18 protein-coding genes and 1 tRNA gene are annotated in these 17,405 nt (G+C 67.4%); 12 read left to right on the top strand and 7 right to left on the bottom strand.

The genetic code is table 11. From position 1 onward, the window contains the following. Positions 1–31: 31 nt before the first annotated feature. The 7 genes from AC0685_RS31095 to AC0685_RS31065 all read left to right on the top strand — a co-directional run bounded on the left by AC0685_RS31095 (position 32) and on the right by AC0685_RS31065 (position 6,085). Positions 32–1,945, top strand: coding sequence for an Hsp70 family protein (locus tag AC0685_RS31095; RefSeq protein ID WP_340683902.1), 1,914 nt, complete (start codon positions 32–34; stop codon positions 1,943–1,945). Between the two features lie 97 nt (positions 1,946–2,042). Next, entirely contained in the window at positions 2,043–2,237 is a 195-nt protein-coding gene (locus AC0685_RS31090; protein ID WP_478228744.1) for a DUF3046 domain-containing protein, read from the top strand. 206 nt (positions 2,238–2,443) lie between these two features. After that, entirely contained in the window at positions 2,444–3,484 is a 1,041-nt protein-coding gene (gene recA, locus AC0685_RS31085) for a recombinase RecA (RefSeq protein ID WP_005164741.1), read from the top strand. Positions 3,485–3,562: 78 nt separating this feature from the next. Further along, positions 3,563–4,090 (top strand): regulatory protein RecX, encoded by a 528-nt coding sequence (locus tag AC0685_RS31080; RefSeq protein WP_340688761.1) that lies wholly within the window; start codon positions 3,563–3,565, stop codon positions 4,088–4,090. Between the two features lie 266 nt (positions 4,091–4,356). Further along, complete coding sequence (locus AC0685_RS31075) at positions 4,357–4,980, top strand: VOC family protein (protein ID WP_478228743.1); 624 nt, start codon at positions 4,357–4,359, stop codon at positions 4,978–4,980. Positions 4,981–5,030: 50 nt separating this feature from the next. Beyond that, positions 5,031–5,471: an iron chaperone gene (locus AC0685_RS31070; RefSeq protein WP_478228742.1), complete on the top strand. Its 441-nt coding sequence runs from the start codon at positions 5,031–5,033 to the stop codon at positions 5,469–5,471. A 176-nt stretch (positions 5,472–5,647) separates the two neighbouring features. Beyond that, positions 5,648–6,085: an N-acetyltransferase family protein gene (locus tag AC0685_RS31065; RefSeq protein WP_478228741.1), complete on the top strand. Its 438-nt coding sequence runs from the start codon at positions 5,648–5,650 to the stop codon at positions 6,083–6,085. Between the two features lie 46 nt (positions 6,086–6,131). Here the strand turns inward: AC0685_RS31065 and eda are convergent, their stop codons facing one another. Further along, positions 6,132–6,752, bottom strand: coding sequence for a bifunctional 4-hydroxy-2-oxoglutarate aldolase/2-dehydro-3-deoxy-phosphogluconate aldolase (eda, locus tag AC0685_RS31060; protein ID WP_478228740.1), 621 nt, complete (start codon positions 6,750–6,752; stop codon positions 6,132–6,134). Positions 6,753–6,756: 4 nt separating this feature from the next. Then, on the bottom strand, positions 6,757–8,637 hold the full coding sequence (gene edd / locus AC0685_RS31055; RefSeq protein WP_478228739.1) for a phosphogluconate dehydratase: 1,881 nt from the start codon (positions 8,635–8,637) through the stop codon (positions 6,757–6,759). Between the two features lie 264 nt (positions 8,638–8,901). Here edd and AC0685_RS31050 point away from each other — a divergent pair, with 264 nt between their 5' ends. The 5 genes from AC0685_RS31050 (at position 8,902) to AC0685_RS31030 (ending at position 13,121) form a co-directional block, all read left to right on the top strand. Beyond that, complete coding sequence (locus tag AC0685_RS31050) at positions 8,902–9,189, top strand: hypothetical protein (protein ID WP_016332714.1); 288 nt, start codon at positions 8,902–8,904, stop codon at positions 9,187–9,189. Beyond that, positions 9,186–10,016: a hypothetical protein gene (locus tag AC0685_RS31045; RefSeq protein ID WP_478228738.1), complete on the top strand. Its 831-nt coding sequence runs from the start codon at positions 9,186–9,188 to the stop codon at positions 10,014–10,016. The genes AC0685_RS31050 and AC0685_RS31045 overlap by 4 nt, the downstream gene beginning before the upstream one ends. Before the next feature lie 51 nt (positions 10,017–10,067). After that, positions 10,068–11,984 (top strand): fumarate reductase/succinate dehydrogenase flavoprotein subunit, encoded by a 1,917-nt coding sequence (locus AC0685_RS31040; RefSeq protein ID WP_478228737.1) that lies wholly within the window; start codon positions 10,068–10,070, stop codon positions 11,982–11,984. Next, positions 11,981–12,733 (top strand): succinate dehydrogenase/fumarate reductase iron-sulfur subunit, encoded by a 753-nt coding sequence (locus tag AC0685_RS31035; protein ID WP_005164720.1) that lies wholly within the window; start codon positions 11,981–11,983, stop codon positions 12,731–12,733. Before AC0685_RS31040 ends, AC0685_RS31035 begins: the two co-directional genes overlap by 4 nt. Positions 12,734–13,049: 316 nt before the next feature. Further along, positions 13,050–13,121 (top strand) — tRNA-Glu (locus AC0685_RS31030). 147 nt (positions 13,122–13,268) lie between these two features. Here the strand turns inward: AC0685_RS31030 and AC0685_RS31025 are convergent. The 5 genes from AC0685_RS31025 to AC0685_RS31005 all read right to left on the bottom strand — a co-directional run bounded on the left by AC0685_RS31025 (position 13,269) and on the right by AC0685_RS31005 (position 17,160). Continuing rightward, positions 13,269–13,712, bottom strand: a complete 444-nt coding sequence (locus AC0685_RS31025) for a class I SAM-dependent methyltransferase (RefSeq protein ID WP_478228736.1) — start codon at positions 13,710–13,712, stop codon at positions 13,269–13,271. A 121-nt stretch (positions 13,713–13,833) separates the two neighbouring features. Continuing rightward, the gene (locus tag AC0685_RS31020; RefSeq protein WP_478228735.1) at positions 13,834–14,742 is read right to left on the bottom strand and encodes an amino acid ABC transporter permease; all 909 of its coding nucleotides are present in this window, start codon (positions 14,740–14,742) and stop codon (positions 13,834–13,836) included. Next, on the bottom strand, positions 14,739–15,434 hold the full coding sequence (locus tag AC0685_RS31015) for an amino acid ABC transporter permease (RefSeq protein WP_478228734.1): 696 nt from the start codon (positions 15,432–15,434) through the stop codon (positions 14,739–14,741). The genes AC0685_RS31020 and AC0685_RS31015 overlap by 4 nt, the downstream gene beginning before the upstream one ends. 84 nt (positions 15,435–15,518) lie before the next feature. Continuing rightward, positions 15,519–16,352, bottom strand: coding sequence for a glutamate ABC transporter substrate-binding protein (locus tag AC0685_RS31010; protein WP_478228733.1), 834 nt, complete (start codon positions 16,350–16,352; stop codon positions 15,519–15,521). A 79-nt stretch (positions 16,353–16,431) separates the two neighbouring features. Further along, entirely contained in the window at positions 16,432–17,160 is a 729-nt protein-coding gene (locus AC0685_RS31005) for an amino acid ABC transporter ATP-binding protein (RefSeq protein ID WP_378436610.1), read from the bottom strand. Positions 17,161–17,405 lie beyond the last annotated feature (245 nt).

The following is a 17,405-nucleotide window of genomic DNA, read 5'->3' as shown; positions in this document are numbered from 1 at the left end:
GTCGCCGTTCGTCTGTGAAGGGGTATGAGCTGTGCGGATCCTGTCGGTGGACCTCGGGACGTCCAACACCGTGGCCGTCCTTTCGGCGCACGGGAGGCCCCCGCGCGTGGTCGAAGTCGACGGTTCGGCCAACATGCCGTCCGCGGTGTTCGCCACCGAGGACGGCACGATCATGGTCGGCCGGGACGCCGAGCGCCGCGCCCGCCTCGACCCGACCCGCTTCGAGCCCAACCCCAAACGCCGCATCGACGAGCAGACGCTCCTGCTGGGCACCGACGTCATCCCGGTCAGCGAGGTGCTGGCCGCGATCCTGCGCCGCGTCCTCGACGAGACCACCCGCCAGCTCGGCGGGGACCTGCCCGACGAGGTCCGGCTCACCCACCCCGCGCAGTGGGGCCCGACCCGCCGCAACGTGCTGCTGTCCGCCGCCCGGCTCGCCGGGATGGGCGGCAACCTGGTGCTCGTCCCCGAGCCGGTCGCCGCGGCCGCGCACTTCGCGTCGTTCCCCGGCAAGACGCTCGCTCCCGGTCAGGCGCTCGCCGTGTACGACCTCGGCGCCGGCACCTTCGACGTCGCGATCGTCGGCGCGACCCCGAACGGCGGCTTCACCGTCGTCGCCGAAGACGGCCTTCCCGACCTCGGTGGCCTCGACGTCGACCAGGCGCTGCTGGTGCACGTCGGCCGCGAGGTCTCGCACAAGGATCCCCAGCGCTGGCAGCGGGTCCTGCGGCCCGAGTCCACTCCGGACCGTCGTACGCGGCGCGCGCTGCAGGAGGACGTGAAGGCGGCGAAGGAAGCCCTTTCGCGGCACCCGCAGACCGAGGTCCCGATGCCGGAGCCGTTCGAGGACGTCCTCGTCACGCGAGGGGAACTCGAAGCGCTGGTGCGGCCGTCGATGCTGCGCAGTGTCGAGCTGATGTCCCGGGTGGTCCGCTCGGCCGGGATGACCCCGGACCGGCTCGCCGGTATCTACCTCGTCGGCGGTTCGAGCCGTCTCCCGCTGGTCGGCAGCCTGATCGCGGAGAAGCTCGGCGTCGTCCCCGGCAGCCTGGACCAGCCCGAGACCGCGGTCGCGCTCGGCGCCCAGCACGTCGCTTCCGACGGCATCAGCTCGCGCACGCAGGGCGTCGAAGGGCAGGTCGCCGCGGGAACCGGCCAGCATCAGGTCGGGCCCGGTGCTTCGGGCCCGTACGCGCCGCCGCCGCAGCAGGTCGCGTCGATCCCGGGGTATACGGGCGGCGGCCCCGGCCAGTCCGGCGGTTTCCCCCAGTCGGGTTACCCGAACAGCGGTCCGCAGCAGGTGCAGCAGCCCGCGCCGACGAATTTCCCGACGTACTCGCTGGCCGGCCAGACCTCCGGTGACAAGGCGCCCGCGCGCAAGAAGAAGCCGCTCGTCATCGGCGCCATCGTGGCCGTCGTCGTGCTGCTCGCCGCCGGGCTCACGTACTTCCTGACGTCCTCGTCGGTGACGACGTACACGGCAGACGAATGCAAGGTGCCCGGCGCGGCCGACGACAAGGGCCTCACCGGCTGCCTGCGCCAGCTCGCCGGGAAGATCGCCGACACCGGCGACTGCAAACCCGGGATGGGCAACGGGCCGGCGAAACCGGCGGAGGATCTCGGCGTGACGTCGACCTGCTCCGCCCCCGGCCGTGCCGGGACCCAGGTGACCTACCTGCAGAGCGACTCCGCGGACAAGCTCAAGGCCTACACCGACGGGCTGCTCAAATCGGCCGGTGGGGACCGCACCGAGGCCAAGTGGGCGGGCAACGCCCTGGAAGGCCAGTACTCCTCGGCCGCCGGGCGGAACGCCGCCGTGCTGGTGTTCACCGTGACCGACCGGCCGCTGGTCGGCTTCATCTACCAGGTCCCGGCCGAAGGCCAGAACCCGACGCCGGGCGAGCTCGCCGACTACTTCGAAAAGAGCGTCCAGCCGGGCGAATAGCCGCTGTTCGCGCGTGAAGGCCCCCTTCCCCTTGGGCTCAGCTGAGGGAAGGGGGCCTTCACGCGTTTCCGCCCGAGGCGGGGCTAGACTTCACCTGATGCGTATCACGGTCTTCCGGCGGCTGATGGCCGACGAATTCGGTCCCGGACGTGCGGAAACCCTCGCCAGGGATCACGTCTTCGGCGAACTCGCGGGCCGGACCGTCGAACAGGCCCTCGACGCGGGAACCTCTGCCAAGGACGTCTGGCGGGCGGTCTGCGAAGCCTTCGAGATCCCGCCTGAGCGGCGCTGACCTCGGCGAAAGGACAAGAACCCCAGCGCGACGGCGTGTCGGTCGCGGCCTCGAACACACGTTCGTCTAGGGTGTTGTCCACAACGGGGTCAGCGATCCACAGCTTGGGCGCGAGGCCTGGAATTGTCGGTGGTCGCCCGTAGCGTCGGACCCGACAGCTCAGAACTGAACAAGCCCTACCCGGCTCAACCAACGAGGTGGACTCCATGGCACCAGCAGCACCCGACAAGGACAAGGCGCTCGAACTGGCCCTCGCCCAGATCGACAAGCAGTACGGCAAGGGCTCGGTCATGCGCCTCGGCGAAGAGGGCCGCGCGCCGATCGAGGTCATCCCCACCGGCGCCATCGCACTCGACGTCGCGCTCGGGATCGGTGGCCTTCCCCGCGGCCGGGTCATCGAGATCTACGGTCCGGAGTCCTCCGGTAAGACCACCGTCGCGCTGCACGCGGTCGCCAACGCGCAGAAGAACGGCGGCATCGCCGCGTTCATCGACGCGGAGCACGCGCTGGACCCGGAGTACGCCAAGAAGCTCGGCGTCGACACCGACGCGCTGCTGGTCTCCCAGCCGGACACCGGTGAGCAGGCGCTCGAGATCGCGGACATGCTGATCCGCTCCGGCGCGCTCGACATCCTGGTCATCGACTCGGTCGCCGCGCTCGTGCCGCGCGCCGAGATCGAGGGCGAGATGGGCGACAACCACGTCGGCCTGCAGGCCCGGCTGATGAGCCAGGCGCTGCGGAAGATGACCGGTGCGATGAACAACTCCGGCACCACCGCGATCTTCATCAACCAGTTGCGCGAGAAGATCGGCGTCATGTTCGGCTCCCCGGAGACCACGACCGGTGGTAAGGCGCTGAAGTTCTACGCGTCGGTCCGCCTGGACGTCCGCCGTATCGAGACGCTGAAGGACGGCGGCGAGCCCGTCGGCAACCGCACCCGCGTCAAGGTCGTCAAGAACAAGGTCGCGCCGCCCTTCAAGCAGGCCGAGTTCGACATCCTTTACGGCAAGGGCGTCTCCCGCGAGGGTTCGTTGATCGACATGGGCGTCGACCAGGGCATCCTGCGCAAGTCCGGCGCCTGGTACACCTACGAGGGCGACCAGCTGGGCCAGGGCAAGGAGAACGCCCGGAAGTTCCTGCTGGACAACCCGGACATCGCCAACGAGATCGAGAAGCGCATCAAGGAGAAGCTCGGCATCGGTGCCGCTGTCGACGCCGAAGCCGCCCCCGCGCCGGTCGACTTCTGAGTTCGTTCAGCCCCGCCTGGGGTGAAGTCGCCGATCGATCGTTTCGACTGGAGTGATGGCTGAATGCGTGCGCCCAAAGTGGATCCGGCGGAGCTGCCGCCGGACGAGCGGAGGAAGAAGGCCAAGGAGATCTGCTTCGATCTCCTGGCCGCGCGCCCGCGTTCCACGGAGGAACTGCGTCAGGCCCTCAAGCGCAAGGGCTTCGACGAGGAGACGACGGAGACCCTGCTCGGTAAGCTGGACAAGGCAGGGCTCATCAACGACGCCGAGTTCGCCGAGATGTGGGTACGTTCCCGTCATGCCAACATGGGCCTGGCACGGAACGCCCTCGTAGCCGAACTCAAACGCAAAGGAATCGATGGGGATATCGCCGTCCAGGCCGCCGAAGAGGTGGACCGAGAGGCAGAGGAGCAGCGCGCCCGAGAGCTGGTACGGAAGCGCATGCGCTCCTTGGGCAACGTCGACGAGCAGACGGCGATCCGCCGCCTGCTGGGCTTCCTCGCCCGCAAGGGCTATCCCCAGGGGCTGGCCTACACCGTGATCCGCGACGAACTCCGCGAGTTCGGCGCCGAGTCGGCGCTGCTGGACGACGCCACCCTCGACTGACCTCCGTCATCTGAGCCGCTCACCGGCCGTGCGGGCCCGATTGCCCGCCGGCCGGTGTTGTGCGTTCAGGCGAAGTACATGAAGGGGCACTGGTCCGGCCACGGAGGTAGTGAGGGCCTCCTTCACTACCTTGAGGGTAGGTAAGGAGGCCTTCACGGACCCGGACGCCCGAGACGGCTCCCCGAACCAAGGCTCTGAACAGCGCAGATACGACCGATCAGGAATCAAGAAGCACCGGAAGCCCGCCGCGAAATAGCGTTACCGGCATGAACTTCATCGACGCCATCACCCTCGAAGTGGCCGACACCGAGGCCGCCGAACGCTTCTACACCACCGCCTTCGGGCTCGGCCCCGAGCTGCGTCTGCGGGCTTCGCAGGAGCCGTCCACCGGCTTCCGCGGCTACACCCTCTCCCTCACGGTTTCCCAGCCCGCCAACGCCGACGCGCTCATCGACGCCGCCGTCGCCGCCGGGGCGATCGTGATCAAGCCCGCCGCGAAGTCGATGTGGGGTTACGGCGGAACCGTGCGGGCCCCGGACGGCGCGATCTGGAAGATCGCCACCTCGGCGAAGAAGAACACCGGACCGGCGGCCCGCGAATTCGACGCCATCGTGTTGCTGCTGGGCGTCGCCGACGTGGCCGCGAGCAAGAAGTTCTACGTCGAGCACGGCCTCACCGTGGGGAAGAGCTTCGGCCGCGTGTACGTCGAGTTCGAATCCGGCTCGAGCCCCGTGAAGCTGGCGCTGTACAAGCGCAAGGCCCTGGCCAAGGACGCCGGCGTGTCCCCGGAGGGCACCGGCTCGCACCGCATCGCGATCTGCGGTACCGCCCCGTTCACCGATCTCGATGGGTTCGTCTGGGAGACCTCGGCTCTCGCCGCCCAGTCCTGATGTGCCACTACCGGATGCCCCCGCTCGCCGCTTACCAAGGAGAAGCCGCAATGACCACCACGTACGAAGGATTCACGGCCGAAGAGAAGACCGCGATGAAGGAACACGCCCGGGACATGAAGAAGGCGGCGCGCCGCGGTTCGGCCGCCGACAAAGCGGCGGCGGCGGAGCAGGACGTGGTCGCGAAGATCGCCGAGATGTCCGATGAGGACCGGGCGCTGGCCGAGCTGGTCCACACCGTCGTGAAGGCGAACGCCCCGATGCTCGCGCCGAAACTCTGGTATGGCCAGCCCGCCTACGCGCTGGACGGCAAGATCGTCTGTTTCTTCCAGGCGGCGGCCAAGTTCAAGACGCGGTACGCGACGCTCGGTTTCAACGAGGCCGCTCAGCTGGACGACGGCGCGATGTGGGCGACGGCCTTCGCGCTGACCGGCGTCACCCCCGAGGTGGAACAGCGCATCGCCACGCTGGTGAAGCAAGCCGTCAGCTGAGCGACCGCAGGCGATGCCCGGCAGCGAGCTCGCGGGAGGTTGTTGCGAAAGCCACAGTGCAACGTCCTCTCGCCAGGCCACTCCACAGCGCGAGTGGCAGCTCGTTTTACCGCGTGAGTGGCCACACGCGAGACTGCGGCGAAACCCTAGGCTCGGGTGATCACTGGGAGGACCACATGATCACCATCGAGCCGTTGAAATCCGAAGACCGCGAAGCCTGGGAACACCTGTTCCGCGCGTACATCGCCTTCTACGAACGTGTCGCGCCCCAAGAGGTCTACGACCGGGCCTGGCGAGAATTCCGGACCGGGGAGCGGATGCACGCGCTCGGTGCCCACCTGGGCGGCGAGCTCGTCGGGATCACGCATTTCCTGGTGCACCCCAGTACTTCCGCGCTCACCGACGTTTGTTACCTGCAAGATCTGTTCACGGCGCCGCAAGCCCGGGGCAAGGGGGCCGCGCGGGCGTTGATCGAGGCCGTCGCGGACTGGGCGCGCGACCGCGATTGCGACAGGGTTTACTGGCACACCAAGGAATCCAACGCCACCGCGCGCCGCCTGTACGACCAGGTCGCGGTGAACCGGGGCTTCATCCAGTACCAGCTCCCGCTCTGAAAACAGTGAGGGCCACCCGGCGCGCGAGTGGCCCTCACAACACGGATCAGAGCTTCGAAGCCTCCGCCGCGAAAGCTTCGATCTTCCCGAAGTCCTTGGCCGCCAAGGCGTCCTTCGGCGTCAGCCACGAACCACCGATGCAGCCCACATTGGACAGTGCGAGATAGTCCGGCGCGGTCTTCACGGTGATCCCACCGGTCGGGCAGAACTTCAGCCCGGGCAGCGGCCCGCCGATCGACTTCAGGTACGCCACGCCGCCGCTGGCCTCGGCGGGGAAGAACTTCAACGCGGTCAGCCCGCGTTCGGCCAGCCGCATCGCTTCGGACACCGTGCTCGCGCCCGGCAGGAACGGGAGCCCGGTCTCGAACGCGGCGTCCAGCACGGCGTCCGTGCAGCCCGGGGTCACCAGGAACTTCGCGCCGGCGGCGGCCGCCTGCTTCGCGTGCTCGGGCGCGGTGACCGTCCCGGCGCCGATGACGATCTCCGGGACCTCGGCGGCGATCCGCTCGATGGAGGCGAGTGCCGCCGGGGTGCGCAGGGTCAGCTCGATCACGCCGATCCCGCCCGCGAGCAGGGCCCGCGCGGCGGGCACGGCGTCGGCGGCGTCGTCGAGCACGACGACGGGCATCACAGGGGACAGGCCGAGCAGGTCTGCGCCGGTGGTCACTGGGTTACCTCCACAGGGTCAACGTGTGCGCCGGGGCGCCGAAGTGTTCCGGCGTGAGCGGTCCGAAGACGCTCGCGCCCTGATCGGCGGGGCCGACCGCGCGGCGCAGCGCCGCGAACAGCTCCCGGCCGGTGCCGGTCCAGGATGCCTCCGAAGGCGGGTAGTCCACCAGTTCACGGCGGGCGAGTTCTTCGTCACCCACGAGGACGTCGAGCGTCCCCGCCTTGGCGTCGAGACGGATGACGTCGCCGTCGGCGATCCGCGCGATCGGGCCTCCCGCGGCGGCTTCCGGGGTCACCTGGATCGCCGCCGGGATCTTCCCGGACGCACCCGACATCCGGCCGTCGGTGAGCAACGCCACCTGGTGCCCGCGGTCCATCAGCACTCCCAGCGCCGGGGTGAGCCCGTGCAGTTCCGGCATCCCGTTGGCCTGCGGGCCCTGCTGCCGGATGACCACGACGACGTCGCGGTCCAGCTCGCCGGCCTCGAAAGCGGTCTTGAAGGACTTCTGGTCGGTGAACACCCGCGCCGGGGCCTGGACGATCCGGTGCTCCTGCGCCACCGCCGACACCTTGATCACCGCGCGGCCGAGGTTGCCCGCGACCATGCGAAGCCCGCCGTCGGAGGCGAACGGCCGCCACACGGGACGCAGGACGTCCTCGTCGAGGCTGCGCGTCGGGACGTCACGCCAGACCAGTTCGCCCTCGGAGAGGATCGGCTCTTGCCGGTAGCGGTGCAGGCCAGGTCCGGCGACGGTCTGGACGTCCTCGTGCAGCAGGCCCGCGCTGAGCAGGGTGCCGACCAGGAACTGGATGCCGCCGGCGGCGTGGAAGTGGTTGATGTCGGCGCTGCCGTTCGGGTACACGCGGGCCAGCAGGGGGATCACCGCAGACAGGTCGGAGAAGTCGTCCCAGGTCAGCTGGATGCCCGCGGCGGCTGCGATCGCGACGAGGTGCATCGTGTGGTTGGTCGAGCCACCCGTGGCGAGCAGCGCGATGACACCGTTGACGACGGCCTTCTCGTCGATCACGCGCGAGACCGGCGTGTACTCCTCGCCTCGCGAAAGCTTTACGACGCGCCGCCCGGCCTCTTCGGTGAGCGCCTTGCGTAGCGTCGAGTTCGGCTGCACGAAGCTGGCGCCCGGAAGGTGCAGGCCCATCACCTCGACGACCATCTGGTTCGAGTTGGCGGTGCCGTAGAAGGTGCACGTGCCCGCAGAGTGGTACGAAGCCGCTTCGGCGTCCAGCAGGTCTTCGCGCGTCGCCTTGCCCTCGGCGTAGAGCTGGCGCACGCGCGCCTTCTCCTTGTTCGGCAGGCCGGAGTTCATCGGCCCGGCGGGCACCAGGATCGCCGGGAGATGCCCGAACGACAGCGCCCCGATCAGCAGGCCGGGCACGATCTTGTCGCAGACGCCGAGCAGCAGCGCCGCGTCGAACATGTCGTGGGACAGCGCGATCGCGGTCGACATCGCGATCACCTCGCGGCTGAACAGCGACAGCTCCATCCCCGGGCGCCCCTGGGTGACGCCGTCGCACATCGCGGGCACGCCACCGGCGAACTGCGCCACCCCGCCCGCCTGGCGGACCGAGCCCTTGAGCATCGCGGGGTACTCCTGCATCGGCTGGTGCGCCGAAAGCATGTCGTTGTAGGACGAGACGATCGCGACGCCCGGCGCTCGCACGGCGCGCAGTGCCGCTTTGTCGACACCTTCCATCGCGGCGAAGCCGTGGGCGAGGTTGCTGCAGTCGAGACCGCGCCGCATCGGTCCTTCTTCGTGGGAGGCGGCGACGCGCTCGAGGTACGCGGCGCGGGTTTCGGCGCTGCGGGCGGCGATGCGTTCGGTGACTTCGGCGATGATGGGGTGGACGTTCGGGGCGGTGCTCATTGTCCGGCTCCGGATCACTGGTCGTGGTGGTCCGCGGGACGGCAACGCTGACGTCGCTGGGTCGTGACAGTGGCCACAGTACCTCGGGGGAAAGCCCGAATCAAAATCGATACAGAAGATCGACTCGCGTGACCTCCGTCACGTCACTAGGTTCCACTGTGCTACTTGTCACATTGCACAACGCGCGGCAGAGTCGAGACGGCGAGGAGTCGCCGGCCTTCGAAGGCTCAAGCGGCCAACCGAACCGACCATCGGGAGGTACCGATGTCCACCACAGAGATCGCCGAGCTTCGGCGAGCCATCGGTCAGTTGAGGCAGTGCGTCGGCGCGCTGCGCTCCCGATACGGCGACGCTTCGGCGGTACGACGCCTGGCGAACGACGTCGAGCGGCTCGACATCGACGCGACCGACCTCGACACGACCCCGAACGCGGTGCCCGCGCAGGCGAAGGCCGCCGATCGTGTCCAGGTTCCCGATACGCCCTATGACCCGGCGCTCTGGCAAGGCGCCGATGACGAAGGCGTCGGCGGCTACAAGCGCGACCAGCGGTGAGCGCCCCCGCCGGCAACGAGGCCGGACGGGGTACGGGGGTCCGCGCACCGTCGCGGGCCCGGATCGCCGAAAAAACGCTGCGCACCGACCGGTGGTGGCTGTCCCCGCTGCTGACCGTCCTCGGCCTCTCCGCCTTCATCATCTACGCGACGATCAGGTCCTTCGCGCGCACCGCGTACTGGGTGCCCGAGTACCACTACCTGACGCCGTTCTATTCGCCCTGCGTCTCGGAATCCTGCGTCGAAGGCTCCCGGCATTTCGGGGCCTGGATCGGCGAACTGCCGGGCTTCATCCCGCTCGGCTTCCTCGTCCTGCCGTTCCTGCTGGGCTTCCGGCTGACCTGCTACTACTACCGCAAGGCCTACTACCGGGCCGTCTGGTTCTCACCGCCCGCCTGCGCGGTCGCCGAACCGCACGCGAAGTACACCGGTGAGACGCGGCTGCCGCTGATCATCCAGAACGCCCACCGCTACTTCTTCTACGTGGCCGTGGTCGTCTCGCTGATCAACACCTACGACGCGATCACCGCGTTCCACGGCAAGACCGGCGGATTCGGTTTCGGGCTCGGCAACATCGTGCTGACCGGCAACGTGATCCTGTTGTGGGCCTACACGTTGTCGTGCCACTCGTGCCGTCACGTGACCGGCGGCAGGCTCAAGCACTTCTCGAAACATCCGGTCCGCTACTGGATCTGGACGCAGATCACGAAGCTCAACACCCGGCACATGGCACTGGCGTGGACGACGCTCGGCACGCTCGTGCTGACCGACCTCTACGTGATGCTCGTGGCCAGCGGCGCCATTTCGGATCTGCGGTTCATCAACTAGCGGCGCGGGAATCTCCCGTCCCCGGCGACAAGCTTTGAGGTGGCTCTTTTCATGACCGAGGTCGAACGGCTCAACTACGACGTGGTGGTGATCGGTGCCGGCGGTGCCGGTCTCCGCGCGGTCATCGAAGCCCGCGAACGCGGCTTCAGTGTCGCGGTGGTGTGCAAATCGCTCTTCGGCAAGGCGCATACGGTGATGGCCGAAGGCGGCTGCGCGGCGTCGATGGGCAACGCGAACTCGAACGACAACTGGCAGGTGCACTTCCGCGACACCATGCGCGGCGGGAAGTTCCTCAACAACTGGCGGATGGCCGAACTCCACGCCAAGGAGGCGCCGGACCGGGTCTGGGAACTGGAGACCTACGGCGCGCTGTTCGACCGCACCGCCGACGGCCGGATCAGCCAGCGCAACTTCGGCGGGCACACGTACCCGCGGCTGGCGCACGTCGGCGACCGCACCGGGCTCGAACTGATCCGCACGATGCAGCAGAAAATCGTTTCGCTGCAACAAGAGGACTTCAAGGAGACCGGTGACTACGAGGCGAGGATCAAGGTCTTCGCCGAATGCACGATCACCGAACTGCTGACCGACGACGGCCGGATCTCGGGTGCCTTCGGGTATTGGCGCGAGAGCGGCCGGTTCATCCTGTTCGAGACGCCGGCGGTGGTGCTGGCCACCGGCGGCATCGGGAAATCGTTCAAGGTCACCTCGAACTCGTGGGAGTACACCGGTGACGGGCACGCGCTGGCGCTGCGGGCCGGGGCGGCGCTCATCAACATGGAGTTCGTCCAGTTCCACCCGACCGGCATGGTCTGGCCGCCGAGTGTGAAGGGGATCCTGGTCACCGAAGGCGTTCGCGGTGACGGAGGGGTTCTCAAGAACACCGAGGACAAGCGGTTCATGTTCGAGTACGTCCCTGATGTGTTCAAGGGGCAGTACGCGGACAGCGAGGAGGAAGCCGACCGCTGGTACACCGACCAGGAGAAGAACCGCCGCACCCCGGATCTGCTCCCGCGTGACGAGGTGGCGCGGGCGATCAACTCCGAGGTCAAGGCGGGCCGGGGATCGCCGCACGGCGGGGTCTTCCTCGACATCGCCAGCAGGCTGCCCGCGGAGGAGATCCGCAAACGGCTGCCGTCGATGTACCACCAGTTCAAGGAACTCGCCGACGTCGACATCACGAAGGAGCCGATGGAGGTCGGCCCCACCTGTCACTACGTGATGGGCGGGATCGAGGTCGACCCGGACACCGCGTCGTCGAGCGTGCCAGGACTGTTCGCCGCCGGTGAGTGCTCGGGCGGGATGCACGGCTCGAACCGGCTCGGCGGCAACTCGCTTTCGGATCTGCTGGTCTTCGGTCGTCGTGCGGGCCTCGGCGCCGCGTCCTACGTGTCGGAGCTGAAGGACCGTCCCAAGGTCAGTCAGTCCGATGTGGACGCTGCCGCGGCGATGGCGCTCGCGCCGTTCGACCCGCCGGGTGACGGCGTCGAAGAGAATCCGTACAGCCTGCACACCGAACTGCAGCAGTCGATGAACGACCTGGTCGGCATCATCCGCAAGGCGGAGGAGATCGAGCGGGCGCTGGAGAAGCTCGGGGAGCTGCGCGAGCGGATCAAGCGGGTCACCGTCGAAGGGCACCGGCAGTTCAACCCCGGCTGGCATCTCGCCGTCGACCTGCGGAACATGCTGATGGTCAGCGAATGCGTTGCCAGGGCCGCGCTCACCAGGACCGAGAGCCGGGGCGGGCACACGCGGGACGATCATCCGGGCATGGACGCCCAGTGGCGCAACAAACTCCTGGTCTGCTCGGCCACGCCGGGCGACAACCCGGTGGTGCCGGACATCGGCGTCGAGGTCAAGGCGCAGACTCCGCTGCGGCAGGACCTGCTGGAGCTGTTCGAACTGTCCGAGCTGGGGAAGTACTACACCGACGAAGAACTGGCTTCGCACCCCGGGAGTCCGGCATGAGCTACAAGGCGAGTTTCCGGGTCTGGCGCGGTGACGCCGATTCGGGTGAGCTGCAGGACTACAGCGTCGAGGTCAACGAGGGCGAGGTCGTCCTCGACATCATCCACCGGTTGCAGGCCACGCAGGCCTCGGATCTGGCGGTGCGGTGGAACTGCAAGGCGGGCAAATGCGGTTCGTGCTCGGCGGAGATCAACGGCAAGCCGCGGTTGCTGTGCATGACCCGGATGTCGACCTTCACCGAGGACGAGGTCATCACCGTGACCCCGATGCGGACGTTCCCGGTGATTCGCGACCTGGTGACCGACGTGTCGTTCAACTACACCAAGGCCCGCGAGATCCCGTCGTTCACGCCGCCTCCGGAGCTGAAGCCGGGGGAGTACCGGATGCAGCAGGTGGACGTCGAGCGCTCGCAGGAGTTCCGCAAGTGCATCGAGTGCTTCCTGTGCCAGAACACCTGCCACGTGGTGCGTGACCACGAGGAGAACAAGGAGGCCTTCGCCGGGCCCCGGTACCTGATGCGGATCGCCGAACTCGAAATGCATCCCCTCGACGTCGCCGACCGGCGTGACGAGGCGCAGGAGGAGCACGGGCTCGGGTACTGCAACATCACCAAGTGCTGCTCGGACGTGTGCCCGGAGGGCATCCACATCACCGACAACGCGCTCATCCCGATGAAGGAACGCGTCGCGGACCGGAAGTACGACCCCATCGTGTGGCTGGGGAACAAACTGTTCCGGCGGGACAAGTAGTCGCCTCTCGTGAGTGGTAAGGACGGTTCTAACCGTCCTTACCACTCACGAGCTAAATCGGTTGCCGCCGCCCTCATACCTGACGCACACTTACCCGCACACCACCAAGGGAGGACACATGACGCAGTACCGCATGGCCTGTCCTTTCCTTGGCATGGAAGAAAAACGTGGCTCCCCGCCGTCGTCCTAGCACGACGTCGCATACGTGGAGCCGCCCTTCGGGAAACCGAACCGGGCGGCTTTTCTTTCGGTGACCCTGATTTCTGGAACGAAGCAGTCCGGTGCGCGGTGCGCGCCGGACTGTGTTCCAGGCCAAGGCGCGTTGGTCCAGCGGAAGGGATACCGGGTTTTCACCCCGGTGACGTGGGTTCGACTCCCACACGCGCTACGCCCCGGCACGGCGGGGAAACCTGTTCCGTCGTACCGGTGCGGCGGTGTGGGGTCCGTGTGTCCCATACCGCCAGACGCGCACGGTCCGGCGACCGGCCGGGATTCATAGCCCCGGCCAGCCTGGCTCGACACCAGGGTGCGCGACTCAGCCCACCTTGCGGGCGCTGTGCACGTCGCCGCTTTCGTGGCGGCGCAGGACGATGTCTTGGAAACCGTTGTCCCGCAACGCTTCCTCCAGGTCGATGCCGTTCGTGGCGACGGTCACGAGCAGCCCGCCCGTCACCAGGCTCGCGGCGACGCGACCGAGATGGGCGGGGGAGTCCAGGAAGGCCAGGACGACGTCGAAGGCTCCCATCACCGGCAGCCGGGCGAGCTGGTGAACCTCGTACGAGATCCCGACGGGGTCGCGTTCCTCTTCGCGTTGGGCTGCCGCGATCAGCGCCTTATCCGCGTCGACGCCGACCACACGGCGCGCGCCCTTTCCTCGGAACAAGCGGGGATAGCGGCCATCACCGCACCCGACGACCAGGACCGCCCTGCCCGCCAGGTCCGGCAGCGCTTCGAGCAGCGTCGCGGCCTTGTCCGCCATACGGCCGACGTTAGCCGACGGGGGCACCGTCCCGACAGGACCAAGAGGCCTATCCCGAAAACAGGAAGGCCCCCTTCCTGCACCTGGGCGCAAGGAAGGGGGCCTTCGTGTACTTACGGAGCTACAGTGCCCCACCGCTCGCGTCATCGCGCTGCATGACCACGCTGGACGGTGCGGAGTGCACCGGCTTGGCGCCCTTGGGAGCCTTCTTCCGCCGCGCCAGCTTGTTCTCCAGCCAGCTCGCGACCCAGCTCAAGAGCAGGTTCAGCACGATGAAGATGATCGCGACGACGATCAGCGTCGGAATGGTGTTGCTGTAGAGGCCGGTGAGCGGCCCGGTACTCCGGATCAACTCGTCGAAACCAATGGTCAGCTGACCGGCCAGCGCGGTGTCCTTGAGGATGACCACCAGCTGGCTGACCAGCGCGGGCAGCATCAGGGTGACCGCCTGCGGAAGCAGGACGGTCACCATGATCTGGGTCTTGCGCATGCCCAGCGCGGAGGCGGCCTCGCCTTGGCCCTTGGGCAGCGAAAGGATGCCCGCACGGAACACCTCGGCCATGACCGAACCGTTGTAGAGCACCAGACCGGTCACCGCCGCGAACAGCGGCCGGATCTCGGCGTCGATGTCGGTGTAGAACGCGTAGAACGCCGCGGCGAAGACCATCAGCAGCAGCACCGGGATCGCCCGGAAGAATTCGACGACGGCGCCGACCGGGACCCGCACCCATTTGTGGTCGGACAGCCTGCCGATACCGAGCAGCGCGCCGATCGGCAACGCGATCACGATCGACAGCGCCGCGGCCTTCAGGGTGTTGAGCAGACCGGGCAGGATGAATTCGGTCCAGGTGGAGCCCTTGAGGAAGGGCTCCCACAGCGCGCCGGCCCACTGGTTCTTCTCATCGAACCCCGCGTAGACGAAGTACACGGCCAGCGCCAGGACGAGCACGAAAAGCACCGAGTAGAGCCAGTTCCGTGCCCGCGCCTTCGGCCCGGGAATGTCATAGAGAACGGTCTGCGTGCTGCTCATCGCTTGACCTCGACCTTCTTGGCGACCCAGCCCAGCAGCAGGCCGAGGGGGAGGACCAAAACGACGAACCCGGCGGCGAAGAGGGCGAAGACCAGGAGCAGCGAGTCGGACTCGTTCTCCACCATCGCCGACATCAGCAGCGCCGCTTCGGCCACGCCGATGACCGACGCGACCGTGGTGTTCTTCAGCAAGGCGATCATGACGTTCGCCAGCGGCGCGATCACCGATCGGAACGCCTGCGGCAGCACGATCAGCGTCAGCACCTGGAGGAAGCCGAGCCCCAGCGCGCGGGCCGCTTCCGCCTGGCCGACCGGAACGGTGTTGATACCGGACCGCAACGACTCACAGACGAACGTCGCGGTGTAGGCGACGAAACCGAGGATCGCGAGCCGGAAGAAGTTGTCCTCCAACGACGTCGTCGAATCCTTCGAGGCCAGGTTGATCCCCAGGGTGGAGGACAATCCCAGCGACGTGAAGACGATGATCACCGTCAGCGGGGTGTTCCGGAAGATGTTGACGTAGGCGGTGCCGAACGCCCGCATGATCGGAACCGGGCTGACCCGCATCCCCACCAGGATGGTCCCCCAGATCAGGGAACCGATGGCGGAGAAGAAGGTCAGCTTGATCGTCATCCAGAAGGCGCCGAGCAAGTCGTAATTGGGATTGTCGAGGAAATCGAACAAGGTGCTCAACCCAGCCTCGGTATGGGAACGGTGCGCCGCGGTACACGGCGCACCGTTCGATTCCTTCAGTTCAGCGGCTCAGCGAGCCGGGTGTCAGGAGATGGCCGGGGGCTCCGGGATCTTGTAACCCGACGGGCCGACGTTCTTCTCCAGAGCGGCCTTCCAAGCGCCGTCCTGCTGCATCTTCTTGATCGCGTTGTTGATCGCGGTGATGCTCTCGTTGTCGTCCTTCTTCAGGCCGACGCCGTACTTCTCGTCGGTGAAGCCCTTGCCGACCAGCTTCAGCTTGCCTGGCTGCTGCGAGGCGTAGCCGGCGAGGATCACGTCATCGGTGGTCATCGCGTCGACGGTCTTGTTGAGCAGCGAGGTGACGCAGTCGGTGTACTTGCCGACTTCCTGGAGCTGAACTTCCTTGGCGTACTTTTCCTTGACGTTCTGCGCCGGGGTCGAACCCTTGACCGAGCAGAGCTTCTTGTTGCCGGTCAGCGACTCCGGGCCGGTGATGTCGGAGTTGTCGGCCTGGACGAGCAGGTCCTGGTGGGCGATGAAGTACGGGCCGGCGAAGGAGACCTCGTTCTTGCGCTTGTCGGTGATCGAGTAGGTGGCGACGATGAAGTCGACCTCGCCCTTCTTGATCAGGTCCTCACGCTGCGCGGACTGCGCTTCCTTCCAGGTGATCGCCGACTCTTCGACGCCGAGCTCCTTGGCGATGTACTTCGCCACGTCGACGTCGAAGCCGGCGTACGTGCCGTCGGCCTGCTTCTGGCCGAGACCGGGCTGGTCGAACTTGATGCCGATGGTCAGCTTCTTGTCGTTCTTGGCCTTCGCCACCACGTTCTTGGCGCCGCTGGAGCCGCTGCCGGCGTCCGACCCGCCGCCGCCACAGGCGGAGAGGGCGAGACCGGCCGCCACGACGGCCGCGCTCATTCGCAGAACTCGGTTCAACCGCATTGTTCTCAGTTTCCTTCCGAATCTTGTCCGGCCATACCGGCCGGCGGGGAAGTCCTCAGTGGGTGAGGATCTTGCCGAGGAAGTCCTTGGCGCGATCCGTCTTCGGCTTGGTGAAGAACTCGTCCGGGGTGGAGTCCTCGACGATCTCGCCGTCGGACATGAACACCACCCGGTTCGCCGCGCGCCGCGCGAAGCCCATCTCGTGGGTGACGACGAGCATCGTCATCCCGTCCTTGGCGAGCGTGGTCATCACGTCGAGGACCTCCTGGACCATCTCGGGGTCCAGCGCCGAGGTCGGCTCGTCGAACAGCATCACCTTGGGGCGCATGGCCAGCGCGCGGGCGATCGCCACACGCTGCTGCTGCCCGCCGGAAAGCTGCGCCGGGTACTTGTCGGCCTGGTTGGCGATGCCGACGCGTTCGAGCAGGTCCATCGCGGTCTTGCGGGCCTCGGCCGTGTTGACCTTGCGGACCTTCATCGGCGCGAGCATGACGTTCTCGAGGATCGTCTTGTGCGCGAACAGGTTGAACGACTGGAACACCATGCCGACGTCGGCGCGCAGCGCGGCCAGCGCCTTCCCTTCGGCGGGCAGCGGAACGCCGTCCACCGCGATCTCACCGGAGTTGATGGGTTCCAGCCGGTTGATCGCCCGGCACAGCGTCGACTTGCCAGACCCGGACGGCCCGAGCACGACCACGACCTGCCCGCGCGGCACCTCGAGGTTGATCTCCTTGAGCACGTGCAGGTCGCCGAAGTACTTGTTCACGGCGGCCGCCTTGATCATCGGCGCCGCCACCTCCGCGGTCATCTGGCCTCCAGGAGCGTTCGTTTGCAGGGGACTGCGGGGTCAGGCACCACGCGATGGCGGAAACCTACTCCCGTCGGACCGCTTGTAAAGACGGCTTGACCAATACTTAGGGTTTCAAGTCCGTATCGTTCTCAAGCCACCGGACGGCCCCGGTCCACCTCCGTCCGGCGCTGATCAGCCTAGACAAGGCGGGGGTCTCCCGTAACCGGGGTCACAGCAGA

The sequence above is a fragment of the Amycolatopsis sp. NPDC043889 genome, assembly GCF_056435645.1.
Note: the sequence above shows the minus strand (reverse complement) of the source record. Positions and strands in the feature narration are given on the sequence as shown.